Source organism: Mesorhizobium huakuii (genome assembly GCF_014189455.1).
Lineage (GTDB): Bacteria > Pseudomonadota > Alphaproteobacteria > Rhizobiales > Rhizobiaceae > Mesorhizobium > Mesorhizobium huakuii_A.
Window position 1 is genome coordinate 4271946 of sequence record NZ_CP050296.1, and the last position, 25732, is coordinate 4297677.

Annotated in this window: 26 protein-coding genes and 1 pseudogene; 11 read left to right on the plus strand and 16 right to left on the minus strand. The window is 64.3% G+C overall.

Annotation, left to right across the window (positions count from 1 at the left end):
- Window positions 1-3: 3 nt before the first annotated feature.
- Together HB778_RS20815 and HB778_RS20820 are read right to left on the minus strand one after the other, a co-directional pair.
- The gene (locus HB778_RS20815; protein WP_183456560.1) at window positions 4-180 is read right to left on the minus strand and encodes a hypothetical protein; all 177 of its coding nucleotides are present in this window, start codon (window positions 178-180) and stop codon (window positions 4-6) included.
- A gap of 195 nt (window positions 181-375) precedes the next feature.
- On the minus strand, window positions 376-1698 hold the full coding sequence (locus tag HB778_RS20820) for an MFS transporter (RefSeq protein WP_183456562.1): 1323 nt from the start codon (window positions 1696-1698) through the stop codon (window positions 376-378).
- 214 nt (window positions 1699-1912) lie between these two features.
- On the opposite strand from HB778_RS20820, the gene cyoA reads away from it, so the two are divergent.
- From cyoA to HB778_RS20865, 9 genes are all read left to right on the plus strand, one after another.
- Entirely contained in the window at window positions 1913-3094 is a 1182-nt protein-coding gene (cyoA, locus tag HB778_RS20825; protein ID WP_183456564.1) for a ubiquinol oxidase subunit II, read from the plus strand.
- A 10-nt stretch (window positions 3095-3104) separates the two neighbouring features.
- Window positions 3105-5108: a cytochrome o ubiquinol oxidase subunit I gene (gene cyoB, locus HB778_RS20830; RefSeq protein ID WP_183456566.1), complete on the plus strand. Its 2004-nt coding sequence runs from the start codon at window positions 3105-3107 to the stop codon at window positions 5106-5108.
- 2 nt (window positions 5109-5110) lie between these two features.
- Window positions 5111-5737, plus strand: coding sequence for a cytochrome o ubiquinol oxidase subunit III (cyoC, locus tag HB778_RS20835; RefSeq protein WP_183456568.1), 627 nt, complete (start codon window positions 5111-5113; stop codon window positions 5735-5737).
- Entirely contained in the window at window positions 5734-6111 is a 378-nt protein-coding gene (locus tag HB778_RS20840) for a cytochrome o ubiquinol oxidase subunit IV (RefSeq protein WP_183456570.1), read from the plus strand. Before cyoC ends, HB778_RS20840 begins: the two co-directional genes overlap by 4 nt.
- A complete protein-coding gene (locus tag HB778_RS20845; RefSeq protein WP_183456572.1) occupies window positions 6108-6929 on the plus strand; it encodes an SURF1 family protein in 822 nt (273 codons plus the stop codon). Before HB778_RS20840 ends, HB778_RS20845 begins: the two co-directional genes overlap by 4 nt.
- Complete coding sequence (locus HB778_RS20850) at window positions 6926-8275, plus strand: ATP-binding protein (protein WP_183456574.1); 1350 nt, start codon at window positions 6926-6928, stop codon at window positions 8273-8275. Before HB778_RS20845 ends, HB778_RS20850 begins: the two co-directional genes overlap by 4 nt.
- The gene (locus HB778_RS20855; protein ID WP_183456576.1) at window positions 8265-8801 is read left to right on the plus strand and encodes a response regulator transcription factor; all 537 of its coding nucleotides are present in this window, start codon (window positions 8265-8267) and stop codon (window positions 8799-8801) included. Before HB778_RS20850 ends, HB778_RS20855 begins: the two co-directional genes overlap by 11 nt.
- Before the next feature lie 99 nt (window positions 8802-8900).
- Window positions 8901-10163 carry a DUF763 domain-containing protein gene (locus HB778_RS20860; RefSeq protein WP_183456578.1) on the plus strand — a complete coding sequence of 421 codons (1263 nt, stop codon included), beginning with the start codon at window positions 8901-8903 and terminating at the stop codon, window positions 10161-10163.
- A 140-nt stretch (window positions 10164-10303) separates the two neighbouring features.
- Entirely contained in the window at window positions 10304-10918 is a 615-nt protein-coding gene (locus HB778_RS20865; RefSeq protein WP_183465162.1) for an alpha-ketoglutarate-dependent dioxygenase AlkB, read from the plus strand.
- Between the two features lie 22 nt (window positions 10919-10940).
- Here the strand turns inward: HB778_RS20865 and HB778_RS20870 are convergent.
- A pseudogene (locus tag HB778_RS20870) lies at window positions 10941-11725 on the minus strand (SDR family NAD(P)-dependent oxidoreductase).
- Window positions 11726-11824: 99 nt separating this feature from the next.
- On the opposite strand from HB778_RS20870, the gene uxuA reads away from it, so the two are divergent.
- Complete coding sequence (gene uxuA / locus HB778_RS20875) at window positions 11825-13009, plus strand: mannonate dehydratase (RefSeq protein ID WP_183456580.1); 1185 nt, start codon at window positions 11825-11827, stop codon at window positions 13007-13009.
- Window positions 13010-13019: 10 nt separating this feature from the next.
- On the opposite strand, the gene HB778_RS20880 is transcribed toward uxuA, so the two are convergent.
- Both HB778_RS20880 and HB778_RS20885 read right to left on the minus strand, forming a co-directional pair.
- Entirely contained in the window at window positions 13020-13877 is an 858-nt protein-coding gene (locus HB778_RS20880) for a sigma-70 family RNA polymerase sigma factor (RefSeq protein ID WP_183456582.1), read from the minus strand.
- Complete coding sequence (locus tag HB778_RS20885) at window positions 13877-14353, minus strand: carboxymuconolactone decarboxylase family protein (RefSeq protein WP_183456584.1); 477 nt, start codon at window positions 14351-14353, stop codon at window positions 13877-13879. Before HB778_RS20885 ends, HB778_RS20880 begins: the two co-directional genes overlap by 1 nt.
- Window positions 14354-14541: 188 nt before the next feature.
- Between HB778_RS20885 and HB778_RS20890 the strand changes: the two genes are divergently transcribed.
- Window positions 14542-15981 carry an FAD-binding oxidoreductase gene (locus HB778_RS20890; RefSeq protein WP_183456586.1) on the plus strand — a complete coding sequence of 480 codons (1440 nt, stop codon included), beginning with the start codon at window positions 14542-14544 and terminating at the stop codon, window positions 15979-15981.
- A gap of 127 nt (window positions 15982-16108) precedes the next feature.
- Here the strand turns inward: HB778_RS20890 and HB778_RS20895 are convergent, their stop codons facing one another.
- The 11 genes from HB778_RS20895 to HB778_RS20945 all read right to left on the minus strand — a co-directional run bounded on the left by HB778_RS20895 (window position 16109) and on the right by HB778_RS20945 (window position 25704).
- Window positions 16109-16798, minus strand: coding sequence for an N-formylglutamate amidohydrolase (locus HB778_RS20895; RefSeq protein WP_244661547.1), 690 nt, complete (start codon window positions 16796-16798; stop codon window positions 16109-16111).
- Between the two features lie 94 nt (window positions 16799-16892).
- Window positions 16893-18215: a glutamine synthetase gene (locus HB778_RS20900; RefSeq protein ID WP_183456588.1), complete on the minus strand. Its 1323-nt coding sequence runs from the start codon at window positions 18213-18215 to the stop codon at window positions 16893-16895.
- Window positions 18212-18874: a cysteine hydrolase family protein gene (locus HB778_RS20905; protein WP_183456590.1), complete on the minus strand. Its 663-nt coding sequence runs from the start codon at window positions 18872-18874 to the stop codon at window positions 18212-18214. Before HB778_RS20905 ends, HB778_RS20900 begins: the two co-directional genes overlap by 4 nt.
- The gene (locus tag HB778_RS20910; RefSeq protein WP_183456592.1) at window positions 18871-19809 is read right to left on the minus strand and encodes a MurR/RpiR family transcriptional regulator; all 939 of its coding nucleotides are present in this window, start codon (window positions 19807-19809) and stop codon (window positions 18871-18873) included. Before HB778_RS20910 ends, HB778_RS20905 begins: the two co-directional genes overlap by 4 nt.
- Before the next feature lie 289 nt (window positions 19810-20098).
- The gene (locus tag HB778_RS20915) at window positions 20099-20590 is read right to left on the minus strand and encodes a helix-turn-helix domain-containing protein (RefSeq protein WP_183456595.1); all 492 of its coding nucleotides are present in this window, start codon (window positions 20588-20590) and stop codon (window positions 20099-20101) included.
- Between the two features lie 182 nt (window positions 20591-20772).
- Window positions 20773-21588, minus strand: coding sequence for a trypsin-like serine peptidase (locus HB778_RS20920; protein WP_183456597.1), 816 nt, complete (start codon window positions 21586-21588; stop codon window positions 20773-20775).
- Window positions 21585-21941 (minus strand): hypothetical protein, encoded by a 357-nt coding sequence (locus HB778_RS20925; protein WP_183456599.1) that lies wholly within the window; start codon window positions 21939-21941, stop codon window positions 21585-21587. The genes HB778_RS20920 and HB778_RS20925 overlap by 4 nt, the downstream gene beginning before the upstream one ends.
- Before the next feature lie 16 nt (window positions 21942-21957).
- Window positions 21958-22422 (minus strand): hypothetical protein, encoded by a 465-nt coding sequence (locus HB778_RS20930; protein WP_244661548.1) that lies wholly within the window; start codon window positions 22420-22422, stop codon window positions 21958-21960.
- A gap of 280 nt (window positions 22423-22702) precedes the next feature.
- Window positions 22703-23737: a DUF4438 domain-containing protein gene (locus HB778_RS20935; RefSeq protein ID WP_183456601.1), complete on the minus strand. Its 1035-nt coding sequence runs from the start codon at window positions 23735-23737 to the stop codon at window positions 22703-22705.
- Window positions 23734-24570: a hypothetical protein gene (locus HB778_RS20940; protein ID WP_183456603.1), complete on the minus strand. Its 837-nt coding sequence runs from the start codon at window positions 24568-24570 to the stop codon at window positions 23734-23736. Before HB778_RS20940 ends, HB778_RS20935 begins: the two co-directional genes overlap by 4 nt.
- Before the next feature lie 30 nt (window positions 24571-24600).
- Window positions 24601-25704, minus strand: coding sequence for a hypothetical protein (locus HB778_RS20945; RefSeq protein WP_183456605.1), 1104 nt, complete (start codon window positions 25702-25704; stop codon window positions 24601-24603).
- Window positions 25705-25732 lie beyond the last annotated feature (28 nt).

Consider the following 25732-nt stretch of genomic DNA (forward strand, 5'->3'; position numbering starts at 1 on the left):
ATGTCAATTCAGCGTCGACGGCGTACCGACCCAATAGACCGGCATGAACCAGACCGGCACCCAGGCGACCGGCGCACCGGGCATCATGAGCGGTGCCTCCGGCGAACGCGTCGAATGCTGTGCATTGCGGGCATGACGGAAGGCATCCAGACTGACGACATTCGCAGCTTGCGCAGACATTTGTAGGCTTCCTGCATGGTCCCGAGGCAATGTCGAATATTAGCTGCTGGCCGGTTGGCCGGCAGGGTGCTCCATTCCATTTTTGTGGTTCTGGGGAAAATACGAATGCCGAATGGGGCAGGTAGGCGAGCATAGCAATGCGGCCCAGATCGCCCGTGCCGTCGGCCGCACTCCCCGTAATAGCGAACTGGCCGATCAGTCGGGCTGACGGTCCGCGGCCGGGCGGCGCCCGTCGATCCACAGCGCAAGCAATGTGCAGGCAGCACCTGAGAGCAGATAGGCACCGGCGGCGATGAGGCCGAAATTGCCGGCGAGCAGCAGGGCTGCGAGCGGCGCGAAGCCGGCGCCGAACATCCATGCCAGATCCGAGGTGATCGCCGAGCCGGTATAGCGATACTGCCGGGAAAAGCTCGAGGCGACGACGCCCGACGATTGCCCGAAGCTCAGCCCCAGCAGGATGAAGCCCAACACCATGAACAGCGCCTCGCCGATGGCGCCGCCGTCCAGAAGCTGCGGGGCAAAGCCGCTGAAGGTCGCGATGGCGATCGCCGAACCGCCGAGCAGCGCACGGCGTCCGACGCGATCGGCCAGTGGCCCCGATGCGACGATGGCCGCGATGCCGAACAGCGCGCTCACCGCCTCGATCATCAGGAAGCGTGCCGGCCCCTCATTGGTGAACAGGAACACCCAGGAAAGCGGAAACACCGTCACCATGTGAAACAGCGCGAAACTCGCCAGTGGTGCGAAGGCGCCGATGACGACGTTCTGGCCCTCGGCCCGGATCGTGTCCCTTATGCGCGTCGGCTGCAGGTCGCCACTCTCGTACAGTTTCGAGAATTCGGGCGTGACGACAATGCGCAGCCTGGCGAACAGCGCCACGACATTGATGGCGAAGGCGACGAAGAAGGGATAGCGCCAGCCCCAGGCAAGGAAGTCGTCGGCCGACAGATTGGCGACGAAGAAGGCGAAGAGGGAGCTTGCCACGATGAGGCCGATCGGCGCCCCCAGTTGCGGGATCATGGCATAGAAGCCGCGCCGGTTCTGCGGCGCGTTGAGCGCCAGCAGCGAGGGCAGACCGTCCCACGTTCCGCCGAGCGCCAGCCCCTGGCCGATACGGGCAAGCGCCAAAAGCCATACCGCGACCGCACCGATGTCGCCATAGGCCGGCAGGAACGCGATGGCGACGGTCGACGTGCCGAGCAGGAACAGGGCGATCGTCAGTTTCGCGCCGCGGCCATAGGCGCGGTCGATGGCCATGAACAGCACCGAGCCGAACGGGCGCGCGACGAAGGCCAGCGCGAAGATGCAGAAGGAATAGAGCGTGCCGACAAGCGGATCGTGCGTCGGAAACACCAGCTTGGGAAACACGATGACGGACGCGATTGCATAGACGAAGAAGTCGAAGAATTCCGACGTCCTGCCGACGATCACGCCGACCGCGATATCACCGGCGCTGACCTGGCCATGATGCGAGCCGATCAGTTCGCTGTTCGTTTCGGCAGTCGAAGTCTGAGCCATCTTATCCGTCGCCACCGCGTGGAATGAAGTGTCCGGGACCCAATTCTGGGGATTCCCCAAGGGTTCCATTGTGCACTGCACACTGCGCCAAAGGCATGCCGGCTGGGCATTGGACAAATTGTCCAATGTTACCACAGCGCCGCGAGCAGTAGCCCTTGATCGATACCGCACTGCAACATGAACGGTTGCGGCGGTCCATCGAGGGCAGCGTTTGATGAAACGATTTGGAGCCTTGCTTCTGTTTCCCCTGGCCGGGCTGTTGAGCGGCTGCGATCTGGTCGTACTGGCACCCGCCGGCGATGTCGCGGCCCAGCAGCGCGACCTGCTCGTGGTCTCGACCCTGCTGATGTTGGTCATCATCGTCCCGGTCATGGCGCTGACTGTCTTCTTCGCCTGGCGCTACCGGCAGTCCAACGCCTCGGCGACCTATGCGCCGGACTGGGATCATTCGACGAAGCTGGAACTGGTGATCTGGGCGGCGCCCCTGCTCATCATCATCTGCCTTGGCGCGCTGACCTGGCTCGGCACGCATCTGCTCGACCCGTACCGCCGCATCGACCGCATCGAGCCCGGCCAGCCCGTTACCCAGTTGCACAAGCCGCTCCGGGTCGAGGTCGTGGCGCTCGACTGGAAATGGCTCTTCATCTATCCCGACTACGGCATCGCCTCCGTCAACGAACTGGCGGCGCCGGTCAACCAGCCGATCGACTTCCGCATCACCTCGTCGGCGGTGATGAATTCCTTCTACATTCCAGCCCTTGCCGGGCAGATCTATGCCATGCCGGCGATGGAGACGAAGCTGCACGCCGTCATCAACCGGCCGGGCACCTATAGCGGCTTCTCGGCCAATTACAGCGGCGCCGGCTTTTCCGGCATGCGCTTCGCCTTCCACGGCCTGTCCGACCAGGCTTTCGAGCAGTGGGTGGCGCAGGCCAGGACCGCGTCGGCGACGCTCAGCCGCGAGAACTATCTCGAACTCGAAAAGCCGAGCGAGAACGAGCCGGTCCGCCACTATGCCTCCGTCGATCCCGACCTCTATGGCGCCATCCTCAATCTGTGCGTCGAGCGTGGCAAGATGTGCATGAACGAGATGATGTCGATCGACGCCAAGGGCGGCCTCGGCCTTGCCGGTGTCCGCAACACGCTGCCGCTGCAATACGACAAGCTTGCCCGGCGTGGCGCGGTGTTCGGCAACGATCCGTCCTATGTCGCCAGCATCTGCACAGCGGAGGAGGCGGCTGCGGCGGCGCGCGCGGCCAGCGATGCCACGCCGACGGACTGGCCGGCCAGGAATCTTTCCCCGCTGCGCGGGGCAGGGCTGCTCAGGCCCGGGACCGAGAGCCGTCGCGCCGAGGCGGATACGCCGTCGCTCGGCCTGCTGCGGCGCGAATTGTGAGAGACAGAAGATGCCCGACACGCTGACCAAATTCATCTTCGGCCGTCTCACCTTGGACTCGCTGCCGCTGCACGAGCCGATCGTCGTCGCCACCTTCATCGCGGTGGCGCTCGGCGGCATCGCGCTCCTTGGCGTCATCACCTATTTCAAGCTGTGGGGCTACCTCTGGCGCGAGTGGTTCACCAGCGTCGACCACAAGAAGATCGGCATTATGTACATGGTGCTCGGCCTCGTCATGCTGCTGCGCGGCTTCTCCGACGCCATCATGATGCGCCTGCAGCAGGCCATCGCCTTCAACGGTTCCGAGGGCTACCTCAATTCGCATCACTACGACCAGATCTTCACCGCGCACGGCGTGATCATGATCTTCTTCGTGGCGATGCCCTTCGTCACCGGTCTGATGAACTTCGTCGTGCCGCTGCAGATCGGCGCGCGCGACGTCTCCTTCCCCTTCCTCAACAATTTCAGCTTCTGGATGACGGTCGGCGGCGCCATCCTGGTCATGGCGTCGCTGTTCGTCGGCGAATTCGCCCGCACTGGCTGGCTCGCCTATCCGCCGCTCTCCGGCATCGGCTACAGTCCCGACGTCGGTGTCGACTATTACATCTGGGCACTGCAGGTGGCGGGTGTCGGCACGACGCTGTCCGGCATCAACCTGATCTGCACCATCATCAAGATGCGCGCGCCCGGCATGACGATGATGCGCATGCCCGTCTTCACCTGGACGTCGCTGTGCACCAACGTGCTGATCGTCGCCTCCTTCCCGGTGCTGACGGCGGTGCTCTCACTGCTGGCGCTCGACCGCTATGTCGGCACCAACTTCTTCACCAACGATTTCGGCGGCAATCCGATGATGTATGTGAATCTCATCTGGATATGGGGTCACCCGGAAGTCTACATCCTCATCCTGCCGCTGTTCGGCGTCTTTTCCGAGGTCACCTCGACCTTCTCCGGCAAGCGCCTGTTCGGCTACACCTCGATGGTCTACGCCACGGTGGTCATCACCATCCTGTCGTACCTCGTCTGGCTGCACCACTTCTTCACCATGGGCTCGGGCGCCAGCGTCAATTCCTTCTTCGGCATCACCACGATGATCATCTCGATCCCGACGGGAGCGAAGATCTTCAACTGGCTGTTCACAATGTATCGCGGCCGCATCCGCTTCGAACTGCCGATGATGTGGACGATGGCCTTCATGCTCACCTTCACTGTCGGCGGCATGACCGGCGTGCTGCTTGCGGTGCCGCCGGCGGATTTCGTGCTGCACAACAGCCTGTTCCTGATCGCCCACTTCCACAATGTCATCATCGGCGGCGTGCTGTTCGGCCTGTTCGCCGGCATTGCCTACTGGTGGCCCAAGGCCTTCGGCTTCAAGCTCGACCCGTTCTGGGGCAAGGTGTCGTTCTGGTGCTGGGTGGTCGGCTTCTGGTTCGCCTTCATGCCGCTCTATGTCCTCGGCCTGATGGGCGTGACGCGCCGCATGCGCGTCTTCGATGACCCTTCGCTGCAGATATGGTTCATCATCGCCGCCTTCGGCGCGGTCCTGATCGCCTGCGGCATCGCCGCCTTCCTGATCCAGATCTTCGTCTCCATCCGCAAGCGCGAGGCCCTGACCGATCCGACCGGCGATCCCTGGGACGGCCGTACGCTCGAATGGTCGACCTCTTCGCCGCCGCCCGCCTACAACTTCGCCTTCACGCCTGTCGTGCGCGACAACGACGCCTGGTGGGACATGAAGAAGGCCGGCTACGTCAGGCCGCTCTCCGGCTTCAAGCCGATCCATATGCCAAGCAACACCGGCACCGGCGTCATCCTGGCGGCCTTCAGCGTGGCGCTCGGCTTCGGCCTGATCTGGTACATCTGGTGGCTGGCGGCGCTGAGCTTCGTCTGCCTCATCGCCACCGCGATCGGCCACACCTTCAACTATATGAGAGACTTCCACATTCCGGCTGCCGAGGTCACGCAGACGGAGGAGGCGAGGACGACGCTCCTCGCCGCCAGGGCCGGGGTTTGAGCATGGCTTCGATAGCAACCACGGCCGGCACCGAACCGGTCTTCCATCTGGAAGAAGAGCATGCGCATGCCGAAGGCAGCAGCACCATGCTCGGCTTCTGGCTCTATTTGATGAGCGACTGCCTGATCTTCGCCATGCTGTTCGCGGCCTATGGCGTGCTCGGCGGCAACTATGCGGCGGGGCCGGCGCCGAAGGACCTGTTCGATCTCGACCTGGTGGCGGTCAACACCGCCATGCTGCTCTTCTCGTCGATCACCTATGGCTTTGCCATGCTGACCATGGACAAGGGCCGGGTGGCGGCGACGCAAGCGTGGCTTGCAGTGACCGGTCTGTTCGGCCTCGCCTTCCTGTCGATAGAACTCTACGAATTCTCACACATGATCCACGAAGGTGCCACGCCGCAGCGCAGCGCCTTCCTGTCGTCCTTCTTCACTTTGGTCGGAACCCACGGCCTGCACGTCACCTTCGGCATCGTCTGGCTGGTGACGCTGATGACGCAGGTCGCCCGGTTCGGCCTTACCGAGGCCAATCGCCGCCGGCTGATGTGCCTCTCGATGTTCTGGCATTTCCTCGACGTCGTCTGGATCGGCGTCTTCACCTTTGTCTATCTGATGGGGATGTTGCGATGAGCGCTCATGATCATGCCGAGGGTCACGACCACGCCCATGGCGGCGCCGCGCACGGATCGTTCAAGACCTATCTGATCGGCTTCATCCTGTCGGTGATCCTGACCGCCATTCCGTTCTGGCTGGTCATGAGCGGCGCCATCGACAACAAGCAGGCCACGGCCATCGTCATCATGGCCTTCGCGGTGGTGCAGATCGTCGTCCACATGGTCTTCTTCCTGCATATGAACACCGCTTCGGAGGGCGGATGGTCGATGTTGGCCCTGATCTTCACGCTGATCCTGGTCGGTATCGTGCTGACCGGCTCGCTCTGGGTGATGTACCACCTCAACGCCAACATGATGCCGGGGCTTCACGATATGCGCGAGATGCCATGAGCCCGGCGCCGGGCGCGGGGAGGACTATTGTCGAGACACGGATCGGGCAGGCCGACATCAGCTTGCCCGCCGAGCCACGAAAGGACGCCGGCAGATCGCCCGCGTCGCGGCTTTTCCTCGCACTGCTCGGGCTCCTCGGCGTGCTGGTGTTTCTCGGGCTCGGCATCTGGCAGCTGGAAAGGCGGGTCTGGAAGCTCGACCTGATCGCCCGCGTCGACCAGCGCATCCATGCTGCTGTTGCCGATGCGCCTGGTCCAGAGAGTTGGAACGGGATGACGACGACCGGCTACGAGTACAGCCATGTGCGATTGACCGGTCGCCTTCTTGGCGGCGCCAACACGCTGGTGCAGGCGGTGACGGAGCTTGGCGGCGGTTATTGGGTGTTGACGCCGATGCGGACCGATCGTGGCTTCGTCGTGCTGGTCAATCGCGGCTTCATTCCCCAGGAGCGCAAGGCCGAGTTCGAACAAGAGAGCGGCGGCTTCGCTTCGTCGACCGTCATTGACGGGCTGTTGCGCATGAGCCAGCCCGGCGGTGGCTTCCTGCGCAACAACAATGTCGCGGGCAATCGCTGGTATTCGCGCGACGTCGCCGCCATCGCAACCGCACGCGGCCTGACAAACAACGTCGCCCCCTATTTCGTCGATGCGGAAGCATCCGGCGTGGATGGGTGGCCGCGCGGCGGCCTGACCGTCGTGACTTTCCGCAACAGCCACATGGTCTATGCTTTGACGTGGTTCACGCTCGCTGCGATGCTCGCCGCAGCCCTGGCCGCGCCGATCATCGGCCGCCGCTGGCGGCGAGGACAGGCACGATGAGCGTCCCGACCCAAACGCTTCGCAACGACAAATCCTTCGCGGTATCCCTTGCGGGTAACGGCGGCACGGTCTCGGATCCCGACGCCGCGAGCAGGAAGAACCTGCTCCTGCTCATCCAGCTGCGTTGGCTGGCGGTGGCGGGTCAGGTGCTGACCATTCTGGTGACGGAATACTGGTTCGATATCCCGCTGCCGCTGCCGGAGATGGCCAGCGTCGTGCTTTTCCTGGTTGGGCTGAACATCTTCAGCCTGCTCGCTTCGCGCGGCCAGCGCCCGATCAGCAACGCGCAGCTCTTCGTCGCGCTGATCTTCGACATGGCCGCGCTGACGACCCAGCTTTACCTGAGCGGCGGTGCCTCGAACCCGTTCGTGTCGCTCTACCTGCTGCAGATCACCCTTGGCGCCGCGCTGCTGACACCCTGGTCGACCTGGAGCCTGGTGGCCGCGGCTTCGGCCTGCTTCGTGTTCCTCACCTTCCAGTTTCAGCCGATCGCGATCCCGCATCACGGCGGCAGCGACCTGTTGGCCCTGCATATCAGGGGCATGTTCATCAGCTTCGTGCTGGCGGCCGGCCTGATCGTGATCTTCATGACGCGCATCAACCGCAATCTGCGCGAACGCGATGCCTATCTCGCCGATCTGCGCCAGCACTCGGCCGAGGAGGACCACATTGTGCGCATGGGCCTGCTCGCCTCGGGCGCCGCGCATGAACTGGGCACGCCGCTTTCGACCATCTCCGTCATCCTCTCCGACTGGCGCCAGACGCGCAGCGTCAGCCGCAACCGCGAGCTGGCCGGGGACGTAGCCGAAATGCAGGCGCAGATCGAGCGCTGCAAAAGCATCGTGTCGGGCATCCTGATGTCTTCGGGGCAGGCGCGCGGCGAAGGCACGATCCGCACCAGCATCCGCCATTTCATCGACGATCTTGTCCAGGAATGGCGCGGCAGCCGCCAGCCGCTCAATCTGGAGTACAGCAACGATTTCGAACCCGACGAGCAGATCGTTTCCGACACGGCGCTGAAGCAGGTCATCTTCAACGTGTTCGACAACGCCCAGGAAGCATCGCCCGATTGGGTCGGCGTTACCGCCGAACGGCAGGGCGAGAAACTGGTGATTGCCGTGCGCGACCGTGGGCCGGGTTTCGACGAGGCTATTCTGGCGGCACTCGGCCAGCCCTATATGTCGAGCAAGGGACGACCGGGCGGTGGCCTTGGCCTCTTCCTCGTGGTCAATGTGGTTCGAAAGCTGGGAGGCGACTTTTCGGCGCGTAACATGGAGCAGGGGGCCTGTGTTACGCTCTCGCTGCCGCTGGCGGCACTGACCGATGGAGATGATCATGAGACCTGATCGATCCCTGTTAATCGTCGAGGACGACGCCACCTTCGCGAAGACGCTGAAACGCTCCTTCGAAAAGCGCGACTACGACGTCGTCGTCTGCCACGGCAGGGAAGAACTGCTTAGCGCCCTCGAAACAGCGGTTCCGGCATACGCCGTCGTCGATCTCAAGCTTGGCGCCGGCGGCTCCGGGCTGGAATGCGTCAAACTGCTCAGTGCCCGCGATGCGTCGATGCGGATCGTTGTGCTGACCGGCTTTGCCAGCATCGCCACCGCGGTCGAGGCGATCAAGCTCGGCGCATGCCATTATCTGGCGAAGCCCGCCAACACCGATGACATCGAAGCCGCCTTCGGCCGGGCCGAGGGCGATGTTTCCGTCTCGCTGAGCAGCCGTCCCACCTCGATCAAGAACCTCGAATGGGAGCGCATCCACGAGACGCTCGTCGAGACCGGCTTCAACATTTCCGAAACCGCGCGTCGGCTTGGCCTGCACCGGCGCACTTTGGCCCGCAAGCTCGAAAAACGCGTGGTGAGATAGCGGGAAGCGCTGCGGCCAATTCGAGCGTTAGCATTCAAAGCTTTCCTGCGCAGCCTGGTATGCCTATCTGTGTGGACAACACCGGAACAGGCAACAGGCGTGGCGCAACGATCGGGCAGTGCTGATCTTCCACTTCACGGCGGACGCGTGCCGAAATGGCTGGGTGACCGCATGACGCGCCTTGGCGCCGTGATGTGCGAGGCGATCATCCATCATTATGGCCGCAACGAATTGCTTCGGCGCCTGGCCCATCCGTTCTGGTTCCAGTCCTTCGGCGCCGTCATGGGCATGGACTGGCACTCGTCCGGCATCACGACCAGCGTCGTCGGCGCCCTGAAGCGCGGCCTGACGCCGCTGTCGGGTGAGCTCGGCATTCATGTCTGCGGCGGCCGTGGCGCCCATTCGCGCAAAACCCCGCATGAGTTGGCTGCCATCGGCGAGCGCATTGGCTTCGACGGAACCCGCCTGGCAACCGTCAGCCGGCTCGTCGCCAAGGTGGACAGTGCCGCCGTTCAGGACGGCTTCGACCTCTATCTGCACGGCTTCATCGTCACCGATGACGGCGACTGGGTGGTGGTGCAGCAAGGCATGAACGGCGACAGCAAGGTGGCACGCCGCTACCATTGGCTGTCCGAAGGTCTGAAGAGTTTCGTCGATCAGCCGCATGCCGCCATCGAAGGCGCCAACCAGGGTGAGATCGTCAACCTGACCGATCATCGTGCCGAGGCCTCGCGCCAGGGACAGCTGGACCTGCTTCAGGATCTTGGGCCGGACCGCATCCTGCGCGAGTTCGCTGCCCTGGAGACCAGCACCGCACCGGCTCCGGAGCAGCCGCTGCTGCCGCATCTGGTCATGCCGGCCCACCACGATGTTCGCGAAAGCGATGTCGTCATGCGCCGCCTGCATGGAAACATGGCGGCCGCCGCCGAACGCGGCCCGGAGGATTTTTCCGAGCTTCTCCTGGTTCCCGGCGTAGGCGCGCGCACGGTGCGCGCGCTGGCCTTGGTCGCAGAAGTGGTGCATGGCGCGCCGTGCCGTTTTTCGGATCCCGGCCGTTTCTCGTTGGCGCATGGCGGCAAGGACAGGCACCCGTTCCCTGTTCCGCTCAAGGTCTATGACGAGACGATCGGCGTGCTGAAGTCCGCCGTGCAGAAAGCCAGGCTTGGCCGCGACGAGGAAATCGGCGCCTTGAGGCGGCTCGACGATCAGTCGCGGCAGGTCGAGCGATACGTCACCGGCCCCAGCCTGAAGGAGATCGTCGCCGGCGAATTCGACCAGTCGCATCTGCTTGGCGGCCGCAGTGTCTTTGGTTGGGAACCGGCGCCGGACAAGGCGCCGGCGGAGCAGAACAAGAAGGCGTGACGGCCGACCATGTTGGCACCTGACTGCTCAGCCAGACAAATCCCCAGACATGGTGCGGTTCCTTGCCATTGCCGCCGCTGTCACGCCCGGAAGAGCGGCTGGATATTGCCTTGCGGTCCAGCCTTCACCATCTACGCGGAATGCCACCACTCAAATCGAAAGCCGCCGGTCGCACTCCGGCATTCCAGCATGATCTCTTTGGGACTGCGGAGGACCTGCCTGAAGGTTTTGCCTATCAATCCGGCCTGATCACGCCGCGGGAAGAGACAGAGCTCGCCCGGCATCTTGAGGGGCTGCCGTTCCAGGCGTTCGATTTCCACGGCCATCTGGCAAACCGGCGCGTCGTCGGGTTCGGCCTGCGCTATGATTATGACCGTCGCGAAGTCGTCGAGGCGCCGCCGATCCCCGACTTCCTGCTGCCCGTGCGCGAGAAGGTCGCGGCCTTTGCGCGCCGGCCAGCCGAGGCTTTCGCGCAGGTACTAATCAATGAGTATCAGCCGGGCGCCGGTATCGGCTGGCATCGCGATAAGCCTCACTTCGAAGACGTCGCTGGCGTTTCGCTGCTGGCACCCTGCAGCTTTCGGCTGCGGCGAAAGAGCGGCAACAAATGGGACCGCCGGACCATCGTCGTCGAGCCAAGGTCAGCCTATCTCATGACTGGGCCTTCGCGCACAGAATGGGAGCACAGCATCCCGCCCCTTGCCGAGCATCGTTACTCGATCACCTTGCGGACGCTACGGCCTCAAAACCCCTGAGGTCAAGCCGATCGTCACGGTTCTACTTCACGCCGATGCCGGCGGTCAGGCCGCCGTCTATTCTGTAGTCGGCGCCGGTGCAGAAGCCGGCCTTGGACGAGCACAGGAAAGCGATGAGTTCCGCCACCTCCTCCGGCTCGCCGATGCGGCCGAGCGGATGGGCCGCGCCGAAGCGCCGGTAGGCCTCTTCGACATCGGCGTCGCTGCCGTGGTCGCCGCGCGCGGCCTTCTCGAGGATCGGCGTGCGGATCGAGCCCGGGCTGACCGAATTCACCCTTATGCCTGATGCCGCGTAGTCGAGCGCCAGCGAGCGCGTCAGCGTGTGGATCGCCCCCTTGGTCGTGGCATAGGCGGCGACGTTCTGCTGACAGGCGAAGCCTTGCACCGAAGCGACGTTGACGATGGCGCCGCCACCGCGCTTGATCATTTCCGGTATACCGAAATGCGCGGTCAGGTAGATCGAGCCGACATTGACCGTCATCGCCCGGTTCCAGGTTTCCCAATCGGTCGTCGTCGCGGTTCCGTAGGGATGGACCGCTGCGGAATTGACGATAACGTCGATGCCGCCGAATTTCGCGACGCCGGCCGCGACCGCGTCGCGCACCTGATCGGAAACCGAGACGTCGACCGTTTGCACCAGCCCATCCGCTCCGGCCCTGGCAAGGCTTTCCTGCATCGCGGCATTGGCTGCCCGGTCGATGCCGCAGGCGATGATCGCAGCACCCCCTGCGCCAGCCGTCTTGCGGTGGCAAGCGCGATGCCGGTCGTCCCCGTCACCAATGCCACCTTGCCGTCGAAATCCTTCATCGCGGGAACTCCTTCATGCGCTATCAAAACCCGGTTCTGAGTTTGACACTCATCGGTGTCAAACAATAGGTTGCCGGTCTCTCGCAAAAAGGAAATGCAATGGAACAGTGCTGGCGCTGGTATGGTCCGGATGATCCGGTGACACTCGATCATGTCAGGCAGGCTGGCGCCACCGGCGTGGTTTCAGCACTGCACCACATCTACGATGGCAGGGCCTGGCCCGAAGCCGATGTGCTCGAACGCAAACGCACCATCGAGGCCGCCGGCCTGACATGGTCGGTGGTCGAAAGCATCCCGGTCCACAATTCCTTCAAGATCGGCGCGCCGGAACGCGAGCGCTATGCCGGATACTATCGCGACAGCATCCGCACGCTCGCCAAGGCCGGTATCAAGACGATCTGCTACAATTTCATGCCGGTGGTGGATTGGACCCGCACCGACCTCATGTATCGCCTGCCGACAACCGGCTACGCCTTGCGTTTCGACGCCATCGATTTTGCCGCCTATGATCTCTTCGTGCTGCAACGCAAGAATGGCGCGGCCAGCTATACGCCGGCGCGGATCGCCGAGGCCGAGAAACGGCTGAAGGCGCTGACATCGGAGCAGGTCGACCAGATCGAGCGCAACCTCATCGCCGGCCTGCCCGCGACCGAGCGCAAGTATGACCGCGACAGTTTCCGCGAGGCTTTGGCGGAGTATGACGGGATCGGGCCGACGGAGTTGCGCGACAACCTTGCCTGGTTCCTGCGCGAGATCATTCCGGTGGCGGAAGAGGAAGGGGTGCGCATGTGCATCCATCCCGACGACCCGCCCTTTTCGCTCTATGGCCTGCCGCGCGTCGTTTCGACAGCGCAGGATGCGCGCTTCATCCTCAACGCCGTCGATAGCCCGGCCAATGGGCTGACCTTCTGCACCGGCTCCTACGGCACGCGCGCCGACAACGACATTGTCGCCATGGTCAAGGAATTCGCCGACCGCATCCATTTCGTCCATTTGCGCAACATCACCATCGAGGAGGACGGCTCGTTCTACGAAGCCGAGCATCTCGAGGGCGGCACCGACATGGCGCATGTGATCCTCGCCCTGATGCAGGAAGAGGCGCGCCGCCGCAAGGAGGGCCGCGCCGACTGGCGCATCCCGATGCGGCCGGACCACGGCCATCTGCTCGCCGACGATATCGGCAAGAAGAAGATCAATCCCGGCTACTCGCTGATCGGCCGGCTGAAAGGCCTCGCCGAACTGCGTGGCATCATGCGCGCCGTGGAGAAGTTCGGGCTGGCCTGACGAGTGGCGCCTAGTGGAGATGTCTGAGCTTGTCGGGGTTGCGCACGACATAGATGGCCGCGATCTTGCCGTCCTCGATGTCGAGTGCGGTGGTCTGGAGTTCGCCATCGGCCTCCAGAGTGACGAACCCCGGCAAGCCGTTGATGAAACCGACGCGGACCAGTTTCGAGCCGTGCGTGCGCAACCAGGCCGCGACCCGCTCGTACTGCTTCATGACGGCATCGAAACCCAGGGCCGGCTGCGTGGCTGCCGGACGCTTGCCGCCACCATCGGCATGGGCGATGACATCGGTCGTCAACATCGCGCCAAGCGCCTTCATGTCGCCGTTGCGCGAAGCCGTGAAGAAGGCTTCGGCAAGCTCCAGGCCCCGTTGCCTTTCCACCGTGAAACGCGGCCGGGCCTCGCGGACATGGCCGCGTGCCCGTGCCGCGAGCTGGCGGCAGGCCGCCGGGTCGCGCTCGATGGCGGCCGCGACCTCGTCAAACCCCAGGCCGAACACGTCGTGCAGCAGAAAGGCCGCCCGCTCGAGCGGAGACAGGCGCTCCAGCACCAGCATCAGCGGCAAGGTCACGTCTTCCACTTCGTCCTCCTCCACCACGGGATCGGGAAGCCAGGGGCCGACATAGGTCTCGCGTTTGTGCCGCGCGGATTTGAGCTGGTCGAGACAGAGCCGCGTCACCGTGCGGCGCAGGAATGCCTCGGGCTCGCGCACCGCGGCGCGGTCGGCCTTCATCCAGCGGATGAAAGCCTCCTGTACGGCATCCTCGGCGTCCGACACCGAACCCAGCATGCGGTAGGCGACACGCATGAGCTTGGGGCGCAGCGGGCCGAAGTCCGCTGCCGCATCGTCGGCCGCTGAGCTCGTCATCAGGCCGCGGCCACCCGGGCGGCCTTCACGGCAGCCGGGTCGGCATACAGGCCGAAACCGACGGCGATGCGGTTCCAGGCGTTGATGATGTTGATCGTCAGGGTGAGCTTGATCTGCTCCTCCTCCGTGAAATGCTCCTTCAGCTCTTCATAGGCGCCTGCGCGGCCGGTGTCTTCCGAAAGCCGAGTAAGCGCCTCGGTCCAGCCAAGCGCGGCGCGTTCGCGGTCGCTGTAGCAGGGGGCCTCGCGCCAGGCCGGCAAAAGGTAGATGCGCTGCTCGGTTTCCCCATTCTCGCGCGCCTCGGTGGCGTGGAGATTGATGCAGTTGGCGCAGCCATTGATCTGCGATGCACGCAGTTTCACCAGTTCGGTGAGGCTGTGCTCGAGGCTGGCGGCGGCGGAGAGCTCGATCGAGGAGCGCTGCCAGTTCTTCATCAGCGAAGGGGCGGCGGCGAAGAGGTCGATTTTTGCGGTCATGGTTGGCTTCCTTCTGTTGGTGCCGATCCCATGACGAGCGAGCGCTTGCTGGTGTGACATCCACGCCAGGATTTTTGTCCGCCATGCGCCGTTCCCGTCAGCTGCTCCAACTTGCGCGGCACCTAATATAAGAGCAGAATTAAAGGCGTTTGAGGGAGAACGGCTCATAAGCAAATCGGGAGGAAACCATGAACACCATGAGCCTCACCACGCTTGATCGCGGCAAGACGACAGTCGACGCCGAGGCAATAGAAGCGCTTTCGGCACAATTGCGCGGCACACTGCTGCAGCAGGGGGACGCTGCCTACAACGAAGCCCGCACCGTGTGGAATGCCACGGTCGACCGGCGGCCCGGGCTGATCGTGTGTTGCGTCGGCGCCTCCGACGTCATCCGTGCCGTGAATTTCGCCAGGGAAAACAGGCTTCTCGTCTCCGTGCGCGGCGGCGGCCACAACATTGCCGGCAGCGCTGTCTGCGATGGCGGTCTGATGATCGATTTGTCGCCGATGAAGTCGGTGCGGGTCGATCCCGCCGCACGGCGGGCATGGGTCGGACCCGGCGCCACGCTCGCCGATGTCGACCGCGAAACGCAGGCCTTTGGGCTGGCGGTGCCGACCGGCATCAATTCGACCACCGGCATATCAGGCCTGACTCTGGGCGGTGGCTTTGGCTGGATCACCCGCAAATTCGGCCTGACCATCGACAATCTTGTCTCCGCCGATGTGGTCACCGCCGACGGCAAGTTGCTGCGCGCCAGCCAGACGGAAAATCCGGACCTGTTCTGGGCGCTGCGTGGCGGCGGCGGCAATTTCGGCATTGTCACGGCATTCGAGTTTCAGCTCCACCAGATGGGTCCGCAAGTTCTGTCGGGGCTTGTCGTCCATCCTTTCGCCGATGCCGAGAAGGTGCTGGAGGAGTATCGCAAGGCGCTCGAAACGGCGCCCGACGAACTGACCTGCTGGGTGGTGATGCGGCAAGCGCCGCCGCTGCCCTTCCTGCCGGCCGAGTGGCATGGCAAGGATGTTCTGGTGCTGGCCATGTGCTATTGCGGCGATCTCCAGGCAGGTGAAAAGGCGACCAAGAAGCTTCGCGCCATCGGCTCGCCGATTGCCGATGTCGTCGGCCCCAACCCGTTCACCGGCTGGCAGCAGGCATTCGACCCATTGCTCACCCCCGGCGCCCGCAACTACTGGAAGAGCCATGACTTCACCCAGCTTCCCGACAGGGCAGTTGAGATCGTCACCGAAGCGATACGTGAGCTTCCTGGCCCGGAATGTGAGATATTCATCGGCCATGTCGGCGGTGCGGCGGGCCGTGTGGCGCAGAACGCAACGGCGTTTCCGCAACGCAGCTCGCACTTCGTCATGAATGTCCATGCCCGCTGGCGCGAACCGGCAATGGATAGGGCCTGCATCGGTTGGGCGCGCAACCTCTATGAGGCGGCCAAACCCTATGCTGCCGGCACAGCCTATGTGAACTTCATGCCTGAGGATGAGGTCGACCGGGTCGAAGCGGCCTATGGCGGCAATTACCAGCGGCTTCTGGAGATCAAGCAGCGCTATGACCCGCTGAACCTGTTCCGCATGAACCAGAATCTGCGGCCGAAACAAAGCCAGCGCGCCGCCTGACGAGCCGCGCGTGGCAGTGACAGAAAGCCCGCGCCTCCGCCAGAGGCGCGGGCTTTCGCATGGCCATATGTCATGGCTCTTCCGCCGCTCAGTTCAAATGGGCCGCCACCGCGTTAGGCGCTGGTCCTCACGAATTTGACTGCGTCTCACGCGCGGGCAGTGCCGCCGCCAGCCGATCCGTCCACTCCTCGATGCCGGACCTTGTCGCCAGCAGATCCTGCCGGATCTCGACGAGGACGGCGGGGATGCCGCGATCGTCGCCATGGACAGGCACGGCGTAGTCGGCGTCACGGCTGATCACATAGGGCACGTTGGCCGCGACGTTGAGCGTCGCGTCGGCGCGCAGGCCCGACAGGATCGCTTCGGCGAGATCGGCCGCATGGCCATGCAGCACGCCCGCATGCCATGGCCTGGCGACACCCAGGAACACCGGCGTGAAGGAGTGGATCGTCACGATCCGCGTCGGGCGGCCTTTGGCCATGCGGCGATCGAGATGCGCGGCGACCCGGTCATGGAACGGCGAAAACATGATTTTGGCGCGCCGGTCCCGTTCCGCTGTGTCGATGCCGACATTGCCGGGAATGTCGGTGTCTTCCGACAGCGCCGGGATGCTTCCGGAGGTGCCGAGTGGCCGGTTGAGGTCGATCAGCAGCCGCGAATAGCCGCTGAGGAAGGCTGCCGCATCGAGCCGTGCCGACAACAGCCGCGTCACCTCCGCGGCGCCGATATCCCAGGCGATGTGGCGCTGCAGATGGCTGGCATCGAGGCCGAGCTGCCGATACTCGACCGGTATGTGGTTGGAGGCATGCTCGCACAACAGGACGATATCCGAGAGGCCGTCCTCGTTAAGAACCTCGACGGCGTCGGGCCAATCTTTTGAGGGAGCAGGTCTTTTTCAGTCTGCGCAGTCATCAATAAAGCGTCCGGTATAGATCGCAGATGGCGGCCGGATCGAGGCCTGCCAGACGCTCGGCCTCATGCTGCTTCAGGCCGACGAAGGTCTCGATGAAGACAGGCGCGAACCATCCGGTGACGGTCTTGTCGGCAAGCAGCGTGTCCAGCGCCGCCGGCAAGGTTTCCGGCAGCCGCACCAGGCCGAGTTCTGCCCGTTCCGCATCGCTCATCAGCGTCGGGTCGCCGGTGACCAGCGGCGGCGATGGCAGATCCGCCTTTAGCCCTTCCAGCCCGGCGCGGATGATCGCCGCCAGCGACAGATAGGGATTGCCGGTGGCATCAGCCGCCCGGTATTCGACATTGTACTGCCGTGCCGGATCGCGTCCGCCGATCGTCACCGTCGGACAGATGCGCAAGGACGCCTCGCGGTCGCGGTCGGCGAGCCAGGTATAGGACGAACTCCAGCTGTGCGGCTTCAGCCGATAGAAGGACGACACGCTCGACGCCGTCATGGCGGTAATCCCAGGCAGATGGCGCAGCACGCCAGCACAGAAGGCCCCGGCCTTGGCGGACAGGCCGCCGGGTTGCGCCGCATCGTATGTCACCGGGTTGCCGGCCTCGTCGACGAAGCTGAAATGGATGTGCACGCCATTGCCGACGGCATTGGGCGCGGTCTTGGGCGCGAAGCTCGCCCGCCAGCCGGCATTGCGCGCCACTTCGCGCGTGATTTCGCGGATGGCGACGGCGCGGTCGGCGGCCGTCAGCGCATCGGCCGGCTCATGCGTCACCTCGAACTGCTCGTCGCCGAATTCGGCGATGACCACTTCGGGTCCGACGCCCGCCTCCTCCAGTGCCGCCATCAGATTCGGGGCGAACGGATCGGTGCGGCGCAGCGCGGCGAAGGACATCGAATGCGCCGGCGCGAAACCGCCGTCAGCAATGTGGAATTCATGCTCGAAGGCGGCGATGACGGAGAGCCCGGTTGCCGCCTTCAGCTCCGCCAGCGCATCCCTGAGCATGGTCCGCGTGCAGCCGAGCCATGGGCTGCCGTCGAGCTCGACAATGTCGCCCGCCACCATGTCGAAGGGCGTCGCCGATCCGGTCCGCTCGGTGCGGAAGCGCGCCTTGAGATCGGGGATCAGCCGCAGATCGCCAGACGAACCCCAGGGATTGGGAACGACGATGGAATTGAAGGGCGTCATCGACAGATTGGCCTGCAGCCAGCCGACACCGGTCGTGGCGGTTTTCTGCAGTCTACTTTCGACAACGAAGCGGCCCCGCGTGATGGCGCAGAGATCCGTGGTGACGACGGCAACGAGGGGCTCGACGGTCGATGTCATGCAGTTTTCCCCAGAGCGTTGAAACGGTCGACGACAGTGTCGGTGTCGGCGACCCAGCAATAGCCGCCGAAGGCCTTCAGCGCGATGTCATGGCGCTCCTGGGTGATGGTGGCGCAGGCGTCCGACACGCAGGTGACGAGATAGCCACGATCGGCGCCGTCGCGCACCGTCATGTCGACGCATTGGTCGGTGAGCACGCCGACCACGACGAGGTAGCGGATGCCGAGATTCTTCAGGAGATAGTCGACATTGGTCGAGTTGAAGATACCGGACGAGGTCTTTGGCAGCATGATCTCGTCGCCGACAGGCGCCAGCGATGCCACCGGCAGGCCCTCGGGGAGGCTCGGCGCGACATGGATCGGTGTCAGCTTGTGGTCGAGCGAGCGGTCGCGGCCATCTTCGGTCAGGCTCTGGATGATGGTGTGCAGCACCTCGACGCCATTGGCCCGCGCCGCCGCCAGCAGGCGCTCCTGGTTGGGGATCGTCTGCGAGGATGTCTGCCGGTAGAAATAATGGTCGGGGCCGCGCTCCGGATGCGAGGGATCGGCGCCCGGCTCCAGCCAGATGCGCTGCATGTCGACGAGCAGCAGCGCCGTCTCGCCGGCACGAAAGGCTTCGTCTCGCTTGGGTAGGGCCTGTTTGGATAAGGCTTGGGTCATGCCTGGTCGTCCTGCTTTGCTGATTTGGGTCCGGCTGTCTTGCGCGGTTCGGATGTCTGGCGCTTGCCGTTCTCTTGCGGGTCGCTGTCGAGCGTCACCGCATTGGCGTGCCGCACTTTCTCGATCCTCTCGATGCGCGCCCGGGCGTCGTCGCCCAGCGTCGAAACGATGTGGGCGGTAAGCGCTTCCATCTGCGCGATCGCCGGCGCCAGCGTGTCGTAGGGCGAGGCGACTTCGAGCGGGCTGACGATGGTGACTTCTGCGAGATCTGATATCGGCGACAGCCATTGGTCGGTGAAAAGCAGGATGCGCACATCGAGTGCCGCCGCCTGGCTTGCATAGGCCATCACGTCGAGCTGGTAGCGGCGATAGTCGAAGACGACGAGCACATCGCGGCGGCCGAGATCGGCCAGCGTGTCGAATGCCTGGGGAGAAAGCACGCCGAGATCGCGAACGCCGGTCCGGAACTGCCCGAGATATCCCGCCAGCATGCCGGCGATGTGGCGGCTGAAGCGGCCGCCGACCAGCACGATCTCGCCCTTGGCCTCCATCAAAAGGCGGGCGGCCCGCTCGTAGGTCTGCACCGGCGTCGCGACCGTGGCCTTTTGCAGGGCCGCGGTGACGGAATCGAGATAGGCGAGCACCGCGCTGTCGCTGGAGCCGCTTTGCCGCTTCGCCTCCATCATCAACAAAGGCGAATGCAGCCTGGCCTCGACCTCGGCCAGCAGCTTGGACTGGAAATCCGGAAAGCCTTCATAGCCGAGCTTGACGACCAGCCGGACCACGGTCGGATCGCTGACGCCGGCGCGCCGGGCGAGCGAAGAGGCGGTGCCCAGGCCGGAGGTCGGATAGTCCGTCAAAAGCAGCCGGACGATCTTCTCTTCCGACGGCGTCAGCGCCAGATCCCCGCGCATCAGAACATCGCGTATCGCCATTGGCCTCCCCGAAATCCATGGTCTCTTGTTTTGTGGAGTTTGTTACAGAAATCATAGTTTTTGTCAACTATGAAGAGATACTTACATTGCCCGATCGCTGGCTCGGAAGCAGCCTGCCGGCGCCCCCGGCATGGCGTTGATCGGCAACAGCGCCATCAAGGACTTTCGGCGCTGCGCTATTTCAGGAATCAGGTGAAGTCGACCGGCCTTTGCCAGGAGTTCGGCATTCCGGCCGACCCGTGCGACCTGCTGCTCAGTGCCGATCCCTCGAAAAAACGCTCGACCGACCCTACCGCACATCATGGCGGAAGTCCGCCCGACCCGCCAGCACACAGGATGCAATCGCCGAACGCCGGCCGATATTCAGCTTCGCGAAGATCCGCCTGATATGCTCGCGTACGGTGTAGCCGCTGATGCCGAGCTGCCGCGCGATCTCTTTGTCCAGCTTGCCGTCAGCGATCAGTAAGGCGATCTGGAGTTCGCGCCGGGTCAGTATTTCGGCGGCCGAAGGCGGAAGATCGGTGGCAACGTCCGGCATGTAGACGGCGTCATAGATCAGGTAGTGCGTGCCGGCGCACACGAGGCGTCCCACCGGCTGGCGCTGATCAGTATGACCGTCTGGATCCCCGCGATCGTCGTCCGCGTAACGGATGGCAACCAGCGAATGGCCGTTCACGACAAAGTTCGATGTATCCGTTTCCGGATCGCACTTTTTCCGTGACGCAGCAATCTCGTCAGCGAAGTCGGAAAGTCTCTGCAAGTTCTCGGCACGTGCAACCATGGCCGAACGCCCCAGTTGGCAGGAAACTCAGTACAATCACAAGCCCTGGCGCCCTAACAAAACTGCCGCGCCGCCGAACCCCGGCGCAACCAGTATGAAAGCTGCATAGATGGTTGCGACTATAACACCTTCCGAAACATTAGCATTCCAAAAATCATCGTCGGGTCGCCAATTTTCACCTTTCAGCGCCTGAATCCGGCGCGAATCGAGCGCAAGAGATCGGGGGTAAGCCTGACGCCTCGGTTGAACAGGCCGGCCGGGGCGAGCGGCACCCCAGGCCGGCACCCCCAGGCACCACCCGAATGTGGACGCGGACCGGCGGTGTGAACCGCGATCACCACCGGTGGGCCGGCCTGCTGGCGATGGATCCAGACTGGAGCGCCGCTATGTCCCGGACAGGTATCAACGCTGTAGAAAAGCTGCCGTTCCGTGATCCGGTCCAGGCGCTCGGAATGCTCCCATTGCGTGCCGTCCGGCTTGTCGGCCGGATAGCCCGAAATGTGAAGGAGCCGGGAGCTGCGAAGCCTCTCGAGATCCTGGCGGTTCGGCGACCAGAGTTGGAAGTGTCCGGGCGATGGCGAAAAGGGCCGCTCAAGCTCGATCAGCCCGACATCGTGCAGGCCAGACGGGCGGCGGCGGTATGGCGGGTTGACGTGCCATTGCTTGGCCCACTGCCAGCCGAACGGCCGCGCGTCACGCGAGGCTCGACCCGGCGTGACACGGATGCGCACGGCGAGATTGGGCAGGCCGAGCCGTTGCCGGATCGGACTGGTGATGCAATGCGCCGCGGTCAACAGCCGCGTCGGCGAAATCAGGAAGGCAGTACAGCCGGTCATCCTGCCATCGCCGAAATCGCGCTCGATGTGGCAGACCGCGCTGTGTGGAAAGCGGTTGGTGTGCGTGACCCTGGCGCGCCCGTCAGTCGGCCCAACCACCGCATAGTCCGCTTCGTCGGCTAGCCGGTCGAGTTCGAAGGGGGTGGGCGAAAAAAGCATCATGTGTCTTGCTCGCGTTCGGCCTCCGGCGTCGCGCCATCCACGGGCATGGCCCCCGGTTGCACCGCATCATCCATCCCACCTTCATGCGCGGACTCTTGCGACGCCTCAGCCTGATCCGCGTCAGCACTTGCAGTCAGGCCGAGCAAGCCTCGCAGTCGCTCCATCAAAAGATGAGCCTCGTCGCCGCGGCCTTCGAGATAGGCCGCCGCGAGATCCATGAATTCCTCGTCGGAGTTGAAGGGTATTTCAGCCGGGCGCGGCGAGGCGGCGCGCAGTGCTTTGACCTCCTGAAGAACGATGGCGTCGAGGTCGGCCCATACCGACCTTGCATGAGGTGCGACTTGCCCGTGCATGGGAATCTCCCTTCGTTCAATTGTTGCGCATCAGCGCCATTTCATCGAATGTCGTGCTGTTGGGGTCGTAGAGCAGCGGGCGCTCCCGGTCCTGCAGCCAGCCTTCGTAGTTCCTGGCCCGCCTTGGATGCATGGCCTGGCGGGTGAGCCGGGCTGCCTGGACCAGGATCTGGCCCGGCTGCAGATTGCGGATCGCGGTGTTTACTCTGGGGTCGGCGCGGCTCGGCTGCCGATAGTGCTCGATAATTCTCTGCGCGATCGAATTGTTGCCCTTGGTCATGCCGATGCTGAGCGGGCGGTCGCGGTCGATGCCGGCGCGGGTGATGCGATAGACCTGCGGCCCTGGCGCCAGGAACGGCCGCAACAAAGCATCGACGCGTCCGCCCCGGCTGGCGGCGGTGCGCGCCGCGTCGATCGCAGCCAGCGAGACCGGCGGCGTCCAGCCGCGCCAGCCCGGCAGTTGTGACCCGCGCGCCCGCACCGACGTCTGGCCGCGCGCCGGCCGCGGGCTCGCCCGCGCCGTATGGCTGTCTCATCAAACGAAGAGGCATCCCCGCAACTGCCGCAGCCACAGCTCGGAAAATGCCGGCGCCTGACCTCGACAGCGCGAAAGCCCTGTTGTCGGCGACAGCGCGAGCAGCCGCATGGCGAGCGGTGAGCGACCGTTTGCGCGGCCTCGTTGACCAGCGCGTCGAGTTGTTCGTCGAGATATGACATGCCGATCCCTTTCTCGTAACTCGTTTCTCCGCCCGGGCTCGGATCTAGCCGGATCCGGCCACCATGCTTGGGTCCGCTGCCGTCGCCCGCCGGCGCAGCCTTGCCACGGTTCGTTCCCTTTGCTCGACGGTCGGCAAGGGAAAGGACGGCCGTGCCGGTCGGGGTGGGCGAATGTCCAGGTAGCGCGCGATATTGGCGTCCGGGCTGAGCTCCAACTGGAGAATCGAGGCCGGCGCTGAAAGTAGCGAGACAACGCCTGGGCCATGACCCGCGACGGTGCTGTCACTGTGCACGATGACGCCCACCGACACATGCCCGCCCAGCCGTGACCGGCCATAGCGGTTGTCGGCGTCCATGATCCCGACAATGTCGCCGAAACGCAGCGAGCCGAGCTTGTAGCGCCGCACCATGCCAGGATCCGACATCTGGATATCGTAGTCGCCGCGCAGCACATTGTTGCGGCCGAGGCCCGAGCCCATGACGCGGGCGGGGATGCGGTGTGTCACCTTGACGTGGATCCGGCCGTTGCGCTCGACTGGCCGCCAGCGGGCGAGCAGCCGCGGCGAGCAGTTCCAGATCGCGACGTCGGGATAATCGGTCAGGCGCAGGCCAAGCCCATAGGCCCAGACCTGGATGCGGTCACCGATCGCCATCTGCCGCATCGCCGGCAGCGGAAAGTCGATCAGCACGGTGTCGACGCCGCCATGCTTGCCGGTCACCACGCCGCGTGCGCCGGCGGCGCGGCCTGTGGTCACGATCGCGTGGTTGCCGACGCAGGAATAGCTCTGCAGCGCCTGGTTGGCGGCGTCCGGGCTGCCGCCGGCGGCGCGCGCCTCGTTGCGGATCGACACCGCCGGTTCGACATGGTCGCCGGCCAGCCCGACGCAGGGGTCGCCGACACGATGGTTGAGCACGATGCCGCCGGTGCCCGGCAGCGAGCGCGGCCTGCCGTCATAACCGATCCGCCACGGCGTGCCCCTCTCGGTCGGCGAGGCGACCTGTCCGGCGACGCTGATCATCACCAGGTCGCGCGCATTGGTGCGCAGGCCGTGGACCGGGTGGATGCGAGGCGGTTTCATGCCGCAGCCTCCTTCGGCACCAGCTCGTACCAGAGCGCACAGGCATTGCGCCAAGGATCGTCCGGCGTCCCGTCATCATGGTCGGCCGGATCTTCCAGCGCCCAGTCGGTCTCGCTCCAGCCGTCGGGCAGCGCCAGGATGACCGGCGCGACCACCTGCACGATCGCGGCATTGCGGCCGCTCGCGGCGATTGGAGCAGCAGCGGGCCAGAGCGCCGGGCCGGACCATCCGGGGGTTGCTCCAGGATGGCGTTTGGTGGGAAATGCCAGCCGTTCGAGATAGTCGCACAATGGCGGCCTGGCGCCGTCATTGCCGGCGATGGTGAGAACATAGGTGCTGTCGGGCTGAAGCGCGGCGGAGAGCGCGACCACGTCGCGCGCGCACTCGTCGAGCGGAGCGGCGGTGCCGGCGACATCGCCAAAACGTGTTTCGAGCGCGGCGCAGCACCCTTCAAAGCGCGGCAACAGGGCTGTTTCCTCACGCTCGGGCAGCGCGCTTTCATACTGGGCGTCACCGATCCAGTGCACCCGGGATGACAGGCGGCCGTTCTGCCACGCCCGGCGCCATGGTTCGAGCTCCAGCGCCAGTTCCTTGAGGATGGCATCGCGAGTGCCGGGGGCGAGCCAACCGCCTCCCATCTGATCGGGCCGACGCCGATAGTATTCGTCGTTGTCGAGCAAGGTGTAAAAGCCGCGCGGCAGCCACACCCGCGCTGATTGCGAAAGCGTTACCGTCACCAGCAGCCCCATCGGTGACAACGCCAGCGGGGCGTCGATGACGATGTTCGGCGGCTTGGCCGCGAAACGCTCCGCAAGAGCAAGTTGGTGGTCCATCGCTGACACCCTTCAGTCCCGGCGAACGGTTCAGGCGGCTATTCGCGACGCGGTGTTGCGGTTCAGCCCATATGACCAATGCACGCGATCGCCATCGAGGCCGGGGAAGCGGCGCCCTTCGCGCGTCAGCCGGTAGGCGGCCAGCCATGCATCGGCCTGCGAACCCATTTTCTTGGCGTCTGCGTCGAACTCCGCCGGCGTGATCGTCGTGCGGAAATCGTTTTCGGCGATGTATTGCAGGATTCGCCGCCCCGCATCGGCCATCTTGGCGCGTTCCGACATCTCGGTGGCGCCGCCCAGATGACGGTTGGCGACGGCTTCGATAACGTCCCATTTGGTGTTGGCGTCGAAGGATTTCTTGATGTCCGGTGCGTCGAACAACTCGAAAATCTGTTGCACATACTGTCCGGTTTCACGGGTCAGAGCCAGGATGTTGCCATAGCTCGAACGGTCTAGGTGATAGCGCAGATCGGTGCCGACGCGCTGCACCGTGGCCAGCGCTGCGAAAGGCCGGTCGTTGATGGTGGAGCTGCCGCGAATAACCTGGCCGATGGTCAGATCCTGGAAGTACTGCGACATCGCATTCATGAAGGCGACCAGCTGGAAGTGGAAGCTGCGGTTGACGATGGCTCCTGCGGGCACCGGTGCGCGGCCATAATTGAAGACGCGGCGATAGGCGATCAGCCGGTCGCGGCGCTTGTAGCGGATTGGCCGCCATTTCTCGAGGATATAGAGCCCGCGCGCGCCAGGGCCGCGCTGGATGCGGATCTGGCCGTTCTGGAACAGCCGGCGCAGCACATCGACCACCTGGAACAGCTTCATGCGGTCCATCTGGTAGATGTAATAGAGCTCGGCCGACGCCTGAAGCTGCGGCGGGATGATCGATTCGTCGAAATCATTGCGCAGCAGCGGCATCTGCAGCGCATCGAACGGCTTGACCGGTCCATCGCCGAAGCCGACCAGATCGGCGAAACTGGTTGTTGCTTTGCTGGATGAGCGGTCGAGCAACTCCCCGTACCGACCCTCGAATTCGCTCTCGAAAGCGGCGCGGTCAGCCGGCGACAAACCCGCCAGCTCGTCCCTGAAGAAGCGCTGGAACAGCCGCTGGATGACCTGGTTGGATTCACTAGCCATAATCAGACCTCATCTTGCTCGAATTGGC

Excerpts from the sequence above, each read along its gene's own strand:
- uxuA (WP_183456580.1), top strand. The coding sequence starts at position 11,825 with ATGGAACAGTGCTGGCGCTGGTATGGTCCGGATGATCCGGTGACACTC.
- HB778_RS20925 (WP_183456599.1), bottom strand. The coding sequence starts at position 21,941 with ATGCACGGGCAAGTCGCACCTCATGCAAGGTCGGTATGGGCCGACCTC.
- HB778_RS20815 (WP_183456560.1), bottom strand. The coding sequence starts at position 180 with ATGTCTGCGCAAGCTGCGAATGTCGTCAGTCTGGATGCCTTCCGTCAT.
- cyoB (WP_183456566.1), top strand. The coding sequence starts at position 3,105 with ATGCCCGACACGCTGACCAAATTCATCTTCGGCCGTCTCACCTTGGAC.
- HB778_RS20940 (WP_183456603.1), bottom strand. The coding sequence starts at position 24,570 with ATGGACCACCAACTTGCTCTTGCGGAGCGTTTCGCGGCCAAGCCGCCG.
- HB778_RS20880 (WP_183456582.1), bottom strand. The coding sequence starts at position 13,877 with ATGACGAGCTCAGCGGCCGACGATGCGGCAGCGGACTTCGGCCCGCTG.
- HB778_RS20935 (WP_183456601.1), bottom strand. The coding sequence starts at position 23,737 with ATGAAACCGCCTCGCATCCACCCGGTCCACGGCCTGCGCACCAATGCG.
- HB778_RS20920 (WP_183456597.1), bottom strand. The coding sequence starts at position 21,588 with ATGATGCTTTTTTCGCCCACCCCCTTCGAACTCGACCGGCTAGCCGAC.
- HB778_RS20890 (WP_183456586.1), top strand. The coding sequence starts at position 14,542 with ATGAACACCATGAGCCTCACCACGCTTGATCGCGGCAAGACGACAGTC.
- HB778_RS20915 (WP_183456595.1), bottom strand. The coding sequence starts at position 20,590 with ATGGTTGCACGTGCCGAGAACTTGCAGAGACTTTCCGACTTCGCTGAC.
- HB778_RS20845 (WP_183456572.1), top strand. The coding sequence starts at position 6,108 with ATGAGCCCGGCGCCGGGCGCGGGGAGGACTATTGTCGAGACACGGATC.
- HB778_RS20820 (WP_183456562.1), bottom strand. The coding sequence starts at position 1,698 with ATGGCTCAGACTTCGACTGCCGAAACGAACAGCGAACTGATCGGCTCG.
- HB778_RS20945 (WP_183456605.1), bottom strand. The coding sequence starts at position 25,704 with ATGGCTAGTGAATCCAACCAGGTCATCCAGCGGCTGTTCCAGCGCTTC.
- HB778_RS20855 (WP_183456576.1), top strand. The coding sequence starts at position 8,265 with ATGAGACCTGATCGATCCCTGTTAATCGTCGAGGACGACGCCACCTTC.
- HB778_RS20910 (WP_183456592.1), bottom strand. The coding sequence starts at position 19,809 with ATGGCGATACGCGATGTTCTGATGCGCGGGGATCTGGCGCTGACGCCG.
- cyoC (WP_183456568.1), top strand. The coding sequence starts at position 5,111 with ATGGCTTCGATAGCAACCACGGCCGGCACCGAACCGGTCTTCCATCTG.
- HB778_RS20885 (WP_183456584.1), bottom strand. The coding sequence starts at position 14,353 with ATGACCGCAAAAATCGACCTCTTCGCCGCCGCCCCTTCGCTGATGAAG.
- HB778_RS20840 (WP_183456570.1), top strand. The coding sequence starts at position 5,734 with ATGAGCGCTCATGATCATGCCGAGGGTCACGACCACGCCCATGGCGGC.
- HB778_RS20905 (WP_183456590.1), bottom strand. The coding sequence starts at position 18,874 with ATGACCCAAGCCTTATCCAAACAGGCCCTACCCAAGCGAGACGAAGCC.
- HB778_RS20900 (WP_183456588.1), bottom strand. The coding sequence starts at position 18,215 with ATGACATCGACCGTCGAGCCCCTCGTTGCCGTCGTCACCACGGATCTC.
- HB778_RS20850 (WP_183456574.1), top strand. The coding sequence starts at position 6,926 with ATGAGCGTCCCGACCCAAACGCTTCGCAACGACAAATCCTTCGCGGTA.
- HB778_RS20865 (WP_183465162.1), top strand. The coding sequence starts at position 10,304 with ATGCCACCACTCAAATCGAAAGCCGCCGGTCGCACTCCGGCATTCCAG.
- cyoA (WP_183456564.1), top strand. The coding sequence starts at position 1,913 with ATGAAACGATTTGGAGCCTTGCTTCTGTTTCCCCTGGCCGGGCTGTTG.